This window comes from Homoserinibacter gongjuensis (assembly GCF_030161875.1).
In the GTDB taxonomy this organism is placed as follows: domain Bacteria; phylum Actinomycetota; class Actinomycetes; order Actinomycetales; family Microbacteriaceae; genus Homoserinibacter; species Homoserinibacter gongjuensis.
Map to the genome: position 1 here is coordinate 1952524 of NZ_BSVA01000001.1, position 14030 is coordinate 1966553.

The window sequence follows — 14030 nt, forward strand, 5'->3', positions numbered from 1 at the left end:
CGAGCTCGACCCGCTCTGAAGTACACCGCCGAACACGAGTGGGTCGCCGTCGACGGCGACGTCGCCCGCATCGGCATCACCTCATACGCCGCCGAGAAGCTCGGCGATGTCGTGTTCGTCGAGTTGCCCGCCGTGGGCTCCTCGGTGGCCTCGGGTCGCGTCGTCGGGGAGATCGAGTCGACCAAGTCGGTCGGCGAGCTCTACGCCCCGCTCGACGGCGAGGTGGTCGAAGCCAACCAGGCGGTGGTCGACGACCCCTCGCTCGTGAACTCCGACCCGTTCGGAGCCGGATGGATGATCGCGGTGCGCTTCACGGAGCTTCCCGAGCTGCTCACCGCCGACGCGTACGCGGCGCTGATCGCGGAATGACGCGCCTCTTCGCCGATCGCCATATCGGCACGGATTCCGCTGCCCAGAAGGCCATGCTCGAGGTGCTCGGCTATACGAGTATCGACGCGCTCATGGATGCCGCGATCCCGTCCGGCATCCGGGTCTCGCCCGAGGTGTCGACGACGCTGCCGCCCGCGGCATCGGAGACCGAGGCGCTCGCCGAGCTGCGTGCGCTCGCTGTCCGCAATCGCGTCGCGCGCCCGATGATCGGGCTCGGCTACTACGGCACCCACACCCCTGCGGTGATCCAGCGCAACGTGTTCGAGAACCCGAGCTGGTACACGGCCTACACCCCCTACCAGCCGGAGATCTCGCAGGGTCGGCTCGAGGCGCTCATCAACTTCCAGACGATGGTGACCGACCTCACGGGCCTCGCGACGGCGAACGCGTCGATGCTCGACGAGGGAACCGCCGTCGTCGAAGGGATGCTGCTGGCGCGTCGCGCATCCGGCGCCGATTCGCGCGTGTTCCTCGTCGACACCGACCTGCTGCCGCGCACCCGGGCGCTGCTCGCGCATCGCGCCGAGGCGGTCGGCATCGAGCTCGTCGACACCGACTTCCAGGGAGAGCTGCCCGCGGCATTCGGTGCGGCCATCCAATATCCCGGCGCCTCCGGCCGGGTGTGGAACCCCGCGGATGCGATCGCGCGCGTGCAGGCGGCCGGCGGTCTCGCCGTCGTGGCCGCCGACCTGCTCGCCCTCGCCCTCATCACCTCGCCCGGCGAGCTCGGAGCGGATGTCGCGGTCGGCACCACCCAGCGCTTCGGGGTCCCGCTCGGCTTCGGTGGCCCGCACGCCGGCTACATGGCGGTGCGTGCGGGGCTCGAGCGGCAGCTTCCCGGACGCCTCGTGGGCGTCTCGCAGGACGCCTCCGGGTACCCCGCCTACCGCCTCTCGCTGCAGACCCGCGAGCAGCACATCCGGCGTGAGAAGGCCACGAGCAACATCTGCACGGCGCAGGTGCTGCTCGCGGTGATGGCCTCGATGTACGCGGTCTACCACGGACCGAGCGGCATCCGGGCGATCGCCCACCGCACCAACCGTATGGCGAACCTCATCGCCGATGCGTTGCGCGCGGGCGGCGCCCAGCTCGTGCACGACGAGTTCTTCGACACCGTGCGGATCGCGGTGCCCGCACGCGCCTCCGAGGTCGTCGCCGCAGCGAACGCCGAGGGGGTGCTGCTCTGGCAGGTCGACGAGGACCACATGCAGTTCTCGACGGACGAGACGACGACCGCATCCGATGCCCTCGTCGTGCTGCGTGCCGTGCTCGGCGACGAGGCTCCCGCAGAGCTCGGTTTCAAGCCGGTGGGGCGATCCATCGGACCCGATCACATGCGGCAGACGGCATATCTGACACACCCGGTGTTCACCACGCACCACTCCGAGACCGGCATGATGCGCTATCTGAAGTACCTCGCCGACAAGGACTACGCCCTCGATCGGGGCATGATCCCGCTCGGCTCGTGCACCATGAAACTCAATGCCGCTACCGAGATGGCGGCCGTGAGCTGGCCGGAGTTCGCCGACATCCACCCGCTCGCCCCGCGTGCCGACACCGAGGGCTACCTCGAGCTCGTCGGTCAGCTCTCCGGCTGGCTCGCCGACGTCACCGGGTACGACGAGGTGTCGCTCCAGCCCAACGCCGGAAGCCAGGGCGAACTCGCGGGCCTGCTCGCCATCCGCGGCTACCACCGGGCGAACGGGGGCGAGCACCGCACGGTGTGCCTCATCCCGTCGAGTGCCCACGGCACCAACGCGGCGTCCGCTGTGCTCGCCGGTATGCGGGTCGTGGTCGTCGCGTGCGACGAACTCGGCAACGTCGACCTCGACGACCTGCGGTCCAAGGTGACGCAGCACGCCGACGAGCTCGCCGCGCTCATGGTGACCTATCCGTCGACGCACGGGGTGTACGAGCACGAGATCCGGGCGGTCACGGATGCCGTGCACGCGGCCGGCGGGCAGGTCTACGTCGACGGCGCCAACCTCAACGCACTGCTCGGCTACGCGCGCTTCGGCGACTTCGGGGGAGACGTCTCGCACCTCAACCTGCACAAGACCTTCTGCATCCCGCACGGCGGGGGCGGTCCCGGCGTGGGCCCGGTGGCGGCGAAGGCGCACCTCGCGCCGTACCTGCCCGGCGTGACGCCCGGTGCGAACCCCGTCTCCTCGGCCGAGTACGGCAGCCCCAGCATCCTGCCCATCTCGTGGGCCTACGTGCGCATGATGGGCGCCGAGGGCTACGCCGCGCGACGGGAGCCGCGGTGCTCGCCGCGAACTACGTCGCCGAGCGTCTGCGCGAGCACTACCCGGTGCTCTACGCGGGCGAGAACGGCCTCGTCGCGCACGAGTGCATCCTCGACCTGCGGCCGTTGCGCGAGGCGGCCGGGGTGACCGTCGACGACGTCGCGAAGCGGCTCATCGACTACGGGTTCCACGCCCCGACCATGTCGTTCCCCGTCGCCGGCACCCTCATGGTCGAGCCGACCGAATCCGAGGACCTCGCCGAGATCGAGCGCTTCATCGAGGCGATGATCGCGATCAAGGCCGAAGCGGATGCGGTGGGGGCCGGAACCTGGCCCCGGGACGACAACCCGCTCGTCGGGGCGCCCCATACGGCCGAGTCGGTCATCGCGGGGGAGTGGACGCACGCCTACGATCGCGAGACCGCGGTCTACCCCGTGCGCTCGCTCGTGCACGGGGGCAAGTACTGGCCGCCCGTGCGGCGCATCGACCAGGCCTACGGCGACCGGAACCTCGTGTGTGCCTGCCCACCGGTGGAGGCGTTCGCGTAGGCCCTCTCGACGCTTCGCGCAACACAGGTGGTTGAGGAGCGTCGTGCGGAGCGCGGCGCGTCTCGAAACCGCCGTCGCGAGTGTTCGTCGGGTCGAGGCTTCGAGACGCGGCTGCGCCGCTCCTCAGCCAGCTCTGGTGGCTCGGCCGGGCGGCGGCAGATCGAAGCGGGCCGCTCCTCAGCCACCTCTGGCCGCTCAGCCGGGGGCGGGGGCAGGTCGAAGCGCTTGGCCCCGTCGCCGGGAGGGGGCAGTTCGAAGCGGGGGGCTCCGGCGGGGGAGGGGGCAGGGCGGGCCCGTCTGCAGGCTCCTGGCTCTGCGTCGCGGTCGCCGACTCCCCCGGGTCGGGCTGAGACATGCGAGAGATTCTACGCCCGCTGCGAAAGGGCTCGGGAGTCCCCCTAACCGGGGAGGCCGAACAGCCCCGGCCACCAGCCGGCGGCGAGCGGATAGCCGACGAACACCACGGCATCGAGCACGAAGTGGGCCACGAGGAACGGCAGCAGCCGTCCGGTGCGCGCGTAGAGCCATCCGAACAGCAAGCCCATGAGCAGGTTGCCGATGAAGGCGCCCGGGCCCTGATACAGGTGGTAGCTCGCGCGCAGCACCGAGGTGGCCACGATGATCGGCCAGATGCCCCAGCCCAACTGCTTGAGCCGGGCGAAGAGGTAGCCGAGCACGACGAACTCCTCCTGCACCGAGGCCCGCGCCGCCGAGAGCAGCAGCACGGGGATGGTCCACCAGTAGTCGCCGAGGCCGTCGGGCCGGATGGCCACGAACAGCCCGAGCGCGCGGCCGAGCGCGTAGAGCCCGAGCCCGGGGATGCCGATGGCGGCCACGAGACCGACCCCCAGGCCACGTCGCGACCGACGCGACCGCCGCCGAGCCCCAGCCGGTGCAGGTGCGGCGGCCGCGACGACCACAGCAGGAAGCACACGAGCAGCACGGGCGCGAGCGCGAAGGCGTTGCCGAGCAGCTGGTAGACGAGGTCGAACACCTCGCGTTCGCTCAGCGAGGGGTTGAGCACGGCGCTCTGATCGCCGAGGGCGGTGCCTCTCGTGAGGCGCGCGACCAGGGCGACGATCGCGTACACCGCCGACTGCCCGAGCCCGAGGCTCAGCACGACCGCGATCTCCCACCAGATGCGGCCTTGCGAGGGCGTCGACGTCGTGATCGGCTCCTCCGGCGCGGGCATGCGTCGATGCTAACCGGGCGCGAGGCTCCGGATGCCGGATGCCACGGGAGTGCGGATCGCACCATTCCGGCACCGCGATGAGAAATCCTGCGCATGTGGAGGTATCGCGCAAAAATCCCGCGTCGCGGTTTCCTCCATGTAACGATTCCGCGATCCGGTTTGGCGGTCGCGACATCGAGACTTAAGGTTGCACGCATCACCGCCATGCGCGCGCACGCCCGCATGGCGTCACATTGTGTACAGGAGGAACCGTGCGAATCACTCGCATCGCAGCAGCAGCCGGGGGCATCGCAGTCGCCGCCGCGCTTGTCCTCTCCGGTTGCTCGTCGGACAACGGCGGCAACAACAACGGAGGAGGATCGGCATCGACCGGCGTCGTCAACGTCGCCTGGGGCGAGCCGGAGAACCCGCTGATCCCAGCCAACACCAACGAAGTCAACGGCGGTCAGGTTCTCAACAACATGTTCGCCGGTCTGGTCTATTACAAGGCCGACGGCTCGTGGGACTACGACGCCGCAGAGTCGATCGAGTCCGACGACTACATCAACTGGACGATCAAGCTCAAGGCTGACCAGACGTTCTCGGACGGCACGCCGGTCACGGCCGACTCGTTCGTGAAGGCCTGGCAGTGGGCCGCGTCGAACCCCGACCTCCTGAACCAGTGGTGGTTCATCGACGCGATCGCGTTCGAGGGCGGCACCTACGACGGTGGCGAGGACACCCTGGCGCTCGACGTCGTCGACGACACCACCTTCACCGTCAAGCTCGCCCAGCCGCGCGCGGACTTCCCGGTGGCCCTCGGCTACACGGTGTTCTTCCCGCTGCCCGAGTCGTTCTTCGACGACCCGGACGCGTTCGGTGACGCCCCCGTCGGCAACGGCCCCTACAAGCTCAGCGAAGACGGATGGGTGCACGGCGAGAGCCTGAACCTCGTGCCGAACGAGAGCTACACCGGCCCGCGCAAGGCTCAGAACGGTGGACTCAACTTCATCGTCTACGCCACGCAGGACGCCGCGTACGCCGACCTCCTCTCGGACAACGTCGATGTCATCGACACCGTTCCGACGAGCGCGCTCGAGACCTACAAGGACGACCTGGGCGACCGTGCCGTCGAGCAGGGTTCGGCCGTGTTCCAGTCGTTCACCATGAACTACAACCTCGAGCACTTCGGTAACGACGACGAGGGCAAGCTGCGTCGCGCCGCGATCTCGCACGCCATCAACCGCGCCGAGATCACCGACGTGATCTTCCAGGGCACCCGCCAGCCCGCCGAGGACTTCACCTCGCCGGTCATCGCGGGCTTCGACCCCGAGGGCATCGAGGGCTCCGACGTCATGGAGTACGACGTCGACAAGGCCAAGGAGCTCTGGGCTCAGGCTGACACGATCAACCCCTGGTCGGGCACCTTCCAGCTCGCCTACAACGCGGATGGCGGCCACCAGGAGTGGGTCGACGCGACCGTCAACTCGATCAAGAACGCTCTCGGCATCGACGCCGTCGGCCTCCCGTACCCCGACTTCGCGGGGCTGCGCACCGAGGTCAACGACCGTACGATCAAGGCCGCGTTCCGTACCGGATGGCAGTTCGACTTCCCGTCGCAGGCCAACATCCTGGGTGCGCTCTACGTGACGGGTGCCGGCTCGAACGACGCCGATTACTCGAACGCCAACTTCGACAAGCTGTTCCGTGAGGGCCTCGCCGCCCCCACCCAGGAGGAGCAGTCGGAGCTCTTCAATGAGGCTCAGGGTCAGCTCTTCGAGGACCTGCCCGCGATCCCGCTGTGGTACGGCTCGGTTACCGCCGGGTACTCCTCGCTGGTCGACAACGTGGAGTACGGCTGGGACAGCTGGCCGATCCTCTACAACGTGACCAAGTCCGAATAAGGACTCGTTCCGTTCAACGCACCGTGGGGCGGCGTCTCGGCGCCGCCCCACGGGGTGCGTTCACCCCGAATCTCTGAAACGCTGTAAACCCTATGATCTGGTACATCATCCGGCGCCTGCTGCAGGGCATCCCGGTGTTCTTCGGGTCGACGTTCATCATCTTCTCGATGGTGTTCGCGATGCCGGGCAACCCGGTGCTGCGCATGTTCGGCGACCGCACCCCGTCGCCCGAGCAGATCGCGGCACTCGAGGCGAAGTTCCACCTCGACCAGCCCTTCCTGTCGCGCTACTTCCTCTATCTCGGCGACGTGCTGCAGGGCAACCTCGGCACGACCTACGCGGGCCAGTCGGTCAACGAGATCCTCGCCCGCACCTTCCCGACGACGCTGCGTCTCGCGCTGCTCGCCGTCGTCATCCAGCTCGGCATCGGTGTGCTGGCGGGGCTCATCGCCGGCCTGCGCAAGGGCGGCGTCTTCGACAACGCGTCGCTCGTCATCACGCTGCTCATCATCTCGATGCCCGTCTTCGTCTTCGCCTTCGTGGCGCAGTGGCTGTTCGGCATCCAGCTCGGCTGGGCCCGACCGACAGTGGGGCCAGGCGCTCCATGGAGTGATCTCTTACTCCCTGCCATCGTGCTCGCGGGCCTCAACCTCGCCTACGTGCTGCGCCTCACGCGCGCGTCGGTGATCGAGACCAGCCAGAACGACTTCGTGCGCATGGCGTACGGCAAGGGCCTTACGCGAGGGCGCGTGATCCCCGTGCACATCCTGCGCAACTCGATGATCCCCGTCACCACGAACATCGCCGCCGACTTCGGCATCCTGATCGTCGGGGCGACGGTCACCGAGGGCATCTTCAACGTGCCAGGTGTCGGCAACGAGCTGTTCAAAGCCATCAACCGACACGACACCCCCGAGATCGTCTCGATCGTGACGATCCTCGTGATCGTCTACGTGCTCGTGAACATCGCCATCGACCTCCTCTACGGAGTGCTCGACCCGAGGATCCGCTATGTCAAGTAAGAATCCTGTCCGCAGAGCGCCGCGCTTCGTCGCCGAGGTCGACGAGGGCGGCCTCGGCGCCGTCGACGCGGTGCGCGTGAGCGACCGCAAGTCGAACCTCTGGCTCGACGCGTGGCGTGACCTGCGGAGCCGCTGGATGTTCTGGATCTCGGCGGTGATCATCCTCTTCATCGTGTTCGTGGCGATCTTCCCGGGCGTGTTCACCTCGGTGCCGCCGAACGACAACTGCATCCTGAGCGTGCAGACCCAGGCGCAAGCCGAGGAGTTCGGCGTGCCGGTGGGAACCCGCATCTCGAACCACGGGCCGCTGCCCGGGCACCCGCTCGGCTTCACCAAGCAGGGCTGCGACGTGTTCTCGCGCATCGTGCACGGAACCGGCACGTCGCTCTCGGTCGGCATCATCGTCACGGTGCTCGTGGCGATCATGGGCATCGTGCTCGGCGCCTTCGCCGGCTACTTCGGCGGCTGGCTCGACTCGTTCCTGATGCGCATCGGCGACATCTTCTTCGCGATCCCCTACATCCTCGCGGCGGTCGTGATCATGTCGATGTTCTTGCACGACCGGAACATCTGGATCATCTCGCTCGCGATCGGGTTCTTCGCCTGGCCATCGACGGCGCGCATCCTGAGATCCGAGGTGCTGCGCGTGAAACAGCTGGACTTCGTGACCGCATCCGAGGCGATCGGTCTCTCGAAGTTCCGCACGATGTTCACGCACGTCATGCCGAACTCGATCGCACCCGTCATCATCATCTCGACGGTGGGTCTCGCCGGCGCCATCACGGCCGAAGCGACGCTCTCGTTCCTCGGGGTCGGCCTGCCCAACAACATCTTCATGTCGTGGGGCAATGACATCTCGGCCGCCCAGACGAGCCTGCGCACCGCGCCGCAGACGCTCATCTACCCCTCGATCGCGCTGTCGCTGACGGTGCTCGCCTTCATCATGCTCGGCGAGACGGTGCGCGACGCGCTCGACCCGAAGGCGAGGGCTACCCGATGAGCGCACTGGAACCCCTGCTCAAGATCGAGAACCTCGAGGTCGCGTTCAAGACGCAGGACGGCGTCGTGCCGGCCGTGCGCGGCGTGAGCTTCGACGTGTACCCGGGCGAGACGGTCGCGATCGTGGGCGAATCGGGGTCGGGCAAGTCGACGACCGCGCACGCGATCATCAACCTGCTCCCCGGCAGCGGACGCATCACGGGTGGCAAGGTGCTGTTCGAGGGTCGCGACCTGACGCAGTTCAAGCGCCACGAGATGGAGTCCCTGCGCGGGCGCGAGATCGGTCTCGTTCCCCAGGACCCGATGAACTCGCTCAACCCCGTGCACCGCATCGGGTTCCAGGTGGAGGAGACCATCCGGGCCAACGGGCTCGCGACCTCGCGCCGCGAGGTGCGCAAGCGCGCCATCCAGGTGCTCAAGGATGCGGGGCTCGCGGATGCCGATCAGCGGCTGCGGCAGTTCCCCCACGAGTTCTCGGGGGTATGCGCCAGCGCGTGCTCATCAGCATCGGCCTGTCGTCGCATCCGAAGCTCCTGATCGCCGACGAGCCGACGAGCGCGCTCGACGTGACGGTGCAGAAGGTCATCCTCGACCACCTCGAGAGCCTCACGACCGAGAGCAACACGGCGGTCATCTTCATCACGCACGACCTCGGCCTCGCCGCGGAGCGTGCCGAGAACCTCGTGGTGATGCACCGCGGGCGCATCGTCGAGTCGGGGCCCGCGCGCGAGATCCTGCAGGATCCGCAGCATCCCTACACGCAGCGTCTCGTGGCGGCGGCTCCGAGCCTCGCCTCTCAGCGCATCCAGTCGGCCGTCTCGCGCGGCACGAGCCTCGACGCGGAGGAGACGAAGGGCGCCGACGCGTCGGTCGACCTCGTCTCGGTCGCCGAGCGCACGGTCGAATCGGCGGGAGACGCATCCACGCCCGTGATCGAGTTCCGCGACGTCACGAAGGTCTTCAAGATCCGCACGGGTGGGCCGCGGTCGATCCCGTTCACCGCGGTCGACAACGTCTCGTTCCAGGTGCCCAAGGGCTCGACGATGGCGCTCGTGGGGGAGTCGGGGTCGGGCAAGTCGACGGCCGCGAAGCTCTTGCTGCGGCTGGAGGACATCACCTCGGGGTCGATCCACGTCGACGGCAAGGACGTGGCCAAGCTCGGCAAGCAGGAGCTCATGCGCCTGCGCAGCAAGATGCAGCCCGTGTTCCAGGACCCGTACGGATCGCTCGACCCGCTGCACAACATCGGCAACACGATCGCCGAGCCGCTCAACGTGCACAAGCTGGGCGACGCCGCGTCGCGTAAGGCGCGCGTGCGTGAGGTGCTCGAGCAGGTGGCTCTGCCGGAGACGGTGCTGACGCGGTACCCGAACGAGCTCTCCGGTGGTCAGCGCCAGCGTGTCGCGATCGCTCGCGCTCTCGCGCTCAAGCCCGAGATCGTCGTGCTCGACGAGGCCGTCTCGGCCCTCGACGTGCTCGTGCAGGCGCAGGTGCTCAACCTGCTGGCCGAGCTGCAGTCGGAGCTCGACCTCACCTACCTGTTCATCACGCACGACCTCGCGGTCGTGCGCGTGATCGCCGACCATGTGACGGTGATGCAGCGGGGCAAAGTGGTGGAGCAATCGACGGTCGACGAGGTCTTCGACAACCCGAAGACCGAGTACACGCGTGAGCTGCTCGCCGCGATCCCCGGGGCCGACATCCCGCTCGGGGTGTGAACCGGTCGACACCGAGCCGGGTGGGGAGCGCATCGCGCGGCGATACGCCTCTCGGAACCTGCGACCGCGCTTAGGGTGGACAGGGTGAGAACCCCCGTCTGCTCGCGCTCGTCGCCGCCACTCTCGTGGCGGCGACGGCGCTCGCGGGCTGCACTGAGCAGGACACCGTGGTGGAGGGTTCCCGGGCCACCGTGGCCGTCACGGGCTCGCTCACCTCCCTCAACGCGAACAGCACCTATGGCCGCGCATCGAGCCTCAACGCCGACGTCGCCTACCTCACGGGCAGCTCCTTCGCCTACCCGGATGCCGACTACGCGTTGGTGCACGACACGAGCTTCGGCACCGCGGAGGTGACCGAACGCGATCCGCTGACCGTGCGCTACACGATCGCCGACGACGTCGTCTGGTCGGATGGGGTGCCCGTCACCCCCGCGGACCTGCTGCTCGCGTGGGCGGCCAACTCGGGCTCGCTCGACACCCCCGACCTCGACGTCGACGCCTACATCGACCCCGAGACGGGTCGGTTCGGCGAGCTGCCCGACGACATCGTGTACTTCGACGGGGCGCGCGGCCGCGGGCTCGAGCTCGCGACGCAGACGCCTCAGCTCGGCGACGACGGTCGCTCGCTCTTCGTGCACTACGACGCGTTCACGCCCGCCTGGGAGACCGCGCTCGCGCCCGGTCTTCCCGCGCACATCGTGGCCTCTCGCGCCCTCGGCCTCTCCTTGCGCGCTGACGACACGGCGGCGACCGCCGACCCGGATGACGCCGAGGCGCGCCACGCGCAGCAGGCCCTCGTCGATGCGGTCGCCGACGGCGACACGGCGGCGCTCTCGGCCATCGCGGATGTCTGGAACGGTGCGTACGACCTCACCGGCGCCGAGCCGGACGCCGAGCTGCTCGTGGCCAACGGTCCCTACCTGGTGTCGGCCGTGGCCGACGGCGCGGTGACGCTCACGGCCAATCCGCGCTACCGGGGTTCGCGCGCGCCGACGATCGAGACGATCGTGCTGACCACCATCGGCGACCCCGACGAACTCGTGCGGCGGCTGCGCGCGGGCGAGGTCGACGTGGCATCGCCCGCCCCCGACGCCGAGCTGGCAGGTGAGCTCGGCGACATCCCGGGCCTCGCCGTCACGGCGGGCTCGGAGGCGACGTTCGAGCATCTCGACCTGCAGTTCGCCGACTCGAAGAGCGGGCTCTTCGACGACGAACGCGTGCGGCGGGCGTTCCTGCATGTCGTGCCGCGGCAGCAGATCGTCGACGAACTCGTAGCCCCCGTGCAGGCGGATGCCGGCCAGCTCGATTCCTTCGTATTGCGTCCCGGCGTCGAGGGCTACGACGAGGCGATCGCCGAGAACGGCTCGGCCGAGTACCAGTCGACCGACGTCGATGCCGCGAAGGAACTGCTCGAGCAGGCCGGCGTCACCTCGCCCGAGGTGTGCATCCTGTACGACCGCAGTGACGAGCGGCGGGCCGCGGAGTTCGCGGTCATCACCACCTCGGCCGCCCGTGCCGGCTTCCGGGTGACCGACTGCTCACGCCCCGACTGGTCGAGTCTGCTGGGCGTCGCGGGCGCCTACGACGCCGCGCTCTTCGCCTGGGACACCACGCGGCTCGGCCCGTCCGCGATCGCCGCGGTCTTCCGCAGCGACTCCCAGATCGCCAACCTCAATCGTTTCGCCGACCCCGAGGCCGACGCCCTCGTCGACGAGATCGCGGGCAGCGACGACCCCGAGACGCAGACGGCGGCGCTGCAGAAGCTCGACGCGATCCTGTGGGCGGATGCCTACGGCGTACCGCTGTTCGCGCATCCGACGCTCACGGCCGTCTCCGACCGCCTGACCGGCGTCAGCCGCTCGCCGCTCGCGCGGGGAGTGCTCTGGAACGCCTGGCAGTGGGCCCCGGCGAGCCCGTCGCCGAGCCCCGCCGGCTGACGCATCCCGCGCGCTCGGTGGCTCTCCGCTAGGATGGAACGTCGCCCACTCGGCGCCGACGACTCCCCTCTCAGCATCCGAGGTCTCTGCATGCCCATCGCCCACCGTTCCGACCTGCGTAACGTCGCCATCGTGGCCCACGTGGACCACGGCAAGACGACGCTCGTCGACGCCATGCTGCGCCAGACCAACTCGTTCGGCTCGCACGAGCACGTCGAGGAGCGCGCCATGGACTCGAACGACCTCGAGCGTGAGAAGGGCATCACGATCCTCGCCAAGAACACGGCGATCATCTACGAGGGCGTGCACGCGACCGACGGTCCCGTGACGATCAACGTCATCGACACCCCGGCCACGCCGACTTCGGCGGCGAGGTGGAGCGCGGCCTCTCGATGGTCGACGGCGTCGTGCTGCTCGTGGATGCCTCCGAGGGCCCGCTGCCGCAGACCCGCTTCGTGCTGCGCAAGGCGCTCGAGGCGAAGCTGCCCGTGATCCTCGCCGTCAACAAGACCGACCGGCCGGACGCGCGCATCGAGGAGGTCGTGGGGAGAGCCACGACCTGCTGCTCAACCTCGCGAGCGATCTGGCCGACGACATGCCGGACCTGGATGTCGACGCGCTGCTCGACCTGCCGGTCGTGTACGCCTCGGGACGCAACGGTGCGGCATCCCGCAACCAGCCCGCCAACGGCGAGCTGCCCGACAACGCCGACCTCGAGCCGCTGTTCGAGGCGATCCTCGAGCACGTTCCGGCGCCCAGCTACGACGACGAGGCGCCCCTGCAGGCCTGGGTCACCAACCTCGACGCCTCGCCGTTCCTCGGCCGCATCGCGCTGCTGCGCGTTTTCGCCGGCACCATCAAGAAGGGCCAGACGGTCGCCTGGGTGCGTCACGACGGCTCGCACTCCAACGTGCGCATCACCGAGCTGCTGAAGACCCGCGCGCTCGACCGCTACCCGGCCGAGTCGGCATCCGCGGGCGACATCGTCGCCGTCGCCGGCATCGAGGACATCACGATCGGCGAGACGATCGCCGACCCCGACGACATCCGTCCGCTGCCCGCGATCCACGTCGACGAGCCCGCGATCTCGATGACGATCGGCACCAACACGAGCCCGATCGTGGGCAAGGTCAAGGGCCACAAGCTCACCGCCCGCATGGTGAAGGACCGCCTCGACCGCGAGCTCATCGGCAACGTGTCGATCCGTGTCGTCGACATCGGCCGCCCCGACGCGTGGGAGGTGCAGGGCCGCGGCGAGCTCGCGCTCGCGATCCTCGTCGAGAACATGCGACGCGAGGGCTTCGAGCTCACCGTCGGCAAGCCGCAGGTGGTCACCCGCCAGATCGACGGCAAGGTGCACGAGCCTTTCGAGCACCTCACGATCGACGCGCCCGAGGAGCACCTCGGCGCCATCACGCAGCTGCTCGCCGCCCGCAAGGGCCGCATGGAGGGCATGACCAACCACGGCACCGGCTGGGTGCGCATGGAGTTCATCGTGCCCTCGCGCGGGCTCATCGGCTTCCGCACCGAGTTCCTCACGATCACGCGCGGCACGGGCATCGCCAACGCGCTCGCGCACGGTTACGAGCCGTGGGCGGGCGAGATCACGACGCGCGTCAACGGCTCGATCGTGGCCGACCGTGCCGGCGTGGTGACGCCGTTCGCGATGGTCGCGTTGCAGGAGCGGATGTCGTTCTTCGTCGAGCCGACGCAGGAGGTCTACGAGGGCATGGTGGTGGGCGAGAACTCGCGCGCCGACGACATGGACGTCAACATCACCAAGGAGAAGCAGCTCACCAACATGCGCTCCTCCACCGCCGACAGCTTCGAGAAGCTCACGCCCTCGCGCAAGCTGACCCTCGAGGAGTGCCTCGAGTTCGCGCGCGACGACGAGTGCGTCGAGGTGACGCCGGAGATCGTGCGCATCCGCAAGGTCGTGCTCGACCAGACCGAGCGCGCCCGTGCGACCTCGCGCCTCAAGCGACAGAACGCGAGCGCGTAACCCGTCGTCCTCACCCCGGTGCCCCATGGATGAGGGGTACAAGAGTGAATTTTCCTTTGCTAGTTTTGGCGGGAATGCCCGTCGACAGCTGAG

The 14030-nt window shown here is 68.7% G+C and carries 8 protein-coding genes and 2 pseudogenes; 9 read left to right on the plus strand and 1 reads right to left on the minus strand.

All coding sequences use genetic code 11. The annotated features are described in order from the left end of the window. Window positions 1–15 precede the first annotated feature (15 nt). From gcvH to QQK29_RS18675, 3 genes are read left to right on the plus strand one after another with little or no spacing between them, the layout of a single operon-like run. Window positions 16–369 (plus strand): glycine cleavage system protein GcvH, encoded by a 354-nt coding sequence (gene gcvH / locus QQK29_RS10595; protein WP_284301951.1) that lies wholly within the window; start codon window positions 16–18, stop codon window positions 367–369. Then, window positions 366–2783 carry an aminomethyl-transferring glycine dehydrogenase gene (gene gcvP, locus QQK29_RS10600; protein ID WP_431308682.1) on the plus strand — a complete coding sequence of 806 codons (2418 nt, stop codon included), beginning with the start codon at window positions 366–368 and terminating at the stop codon, window positions 2781–2783. The genes gcvH and gcvP overlap by 4 nt, the downstream gene beginning before the upstream one ends. Next, a complete protein-coding gene (locus tag QQK29_RS18675) occupies window positions 2684–3184 on the plus strand; it encodes a hypothetical protein (RefSeq protein ID WP_431308792.1) in 501 nt (166 codons plus the stop codon). Before gcvP ends, QQK29_RS18675 begins: the two co-directional genes overlap by 100 nt. Window positions 3185–3582: 398 nt before the next feature. Here the strand turns inward: QQK29_RS18675 and QQK29_RS18680 are convergent, their stop codons facing one another. Continuing rightward, complete coding sequence (locus QQK29_RS18680) at window positions 3583–4020, minus strand: CPBP family intramembrane glutamic endopeptidase (RefSeq protein WP_431308683.1); 438 nt, start codon at window positions 4018–4020, stop codon at window positions 3583–3585. Window positions 4021–4627: 607 nt separating this feature from the next. On the opposite strand from QQK29_RS18680, the gene QQK29_RS10610 reads away from it, so the two are divergent. The 6 genes and pseudogenes from QQK29_RS10610 to typA all read left to right on the plus strand — a co-directional run bounded on the left by QQK29_RS10610 (window position 4628) and on the right by typA (window position 13937). Next, entirely contained in the window at window positions 4628–6259 is a 1632-nt protein-coding gene (locus QQK29_RS10610) for a peptide ABC transporter substrate-binding protein (protein WP_284300138.1), read from the plus strand. A gap of 92 nt (window positions 6260–6351) precedes the next feature. Then, window positions 6352–7281, plus strand: coding sequence for an ABC transporter permease (locus QQK29_RS10615; RefSeq protein ID WP_284300140.1), 930 nt, complete (start codon window positions 6352–6354; stop codon window positions 7279–7281). After that, window positions 7271–8281, plus strand: coding sequence for an ABC transporter permease (locus tag QQK29_RS10620; RefSeq protein ID WP_284300142.1), 1011 nt, complete (start codon window positions 7271–7273; stop codon window positions 8279–8281). The genes QQK29_RS10615 and QQK29_RS10620 overlap by 11 nt, the downstream gene beginning before the upstream one ends. Then, window positions 8278–9998, plus strand: a pseudogene (locus QQK29_RS10625) (dipeptide ABC transporter ATP-binding protein). Before QQK29_RS10620 ends, QQK29_RS10625 begins: the two are co-directional and overlap by 4 nt. 167 nt (window positions 9999–10165) lie before the next feature. After that, window positions 10166–11935: an ABC transporter family substrate-binding protein gene (locus tag QQK29_RS10630; RefSeq protein ID WP_284300144.1), complete on the plus strand. Its 1770-nt coding sequence runs from the start codon at window positions 10166–10168 to the stop codon at window positions 11933–11935. 90 nt (window positions 11936–12025) lie between these two features. After that, a pseudogene (gene typA, locus QQK29_RS10635) lies at window positions 12026–13937 on the plus strand (translational GTPase TypA). Window positions 13938–14030 lie beyond the last annotated feature (93 nt).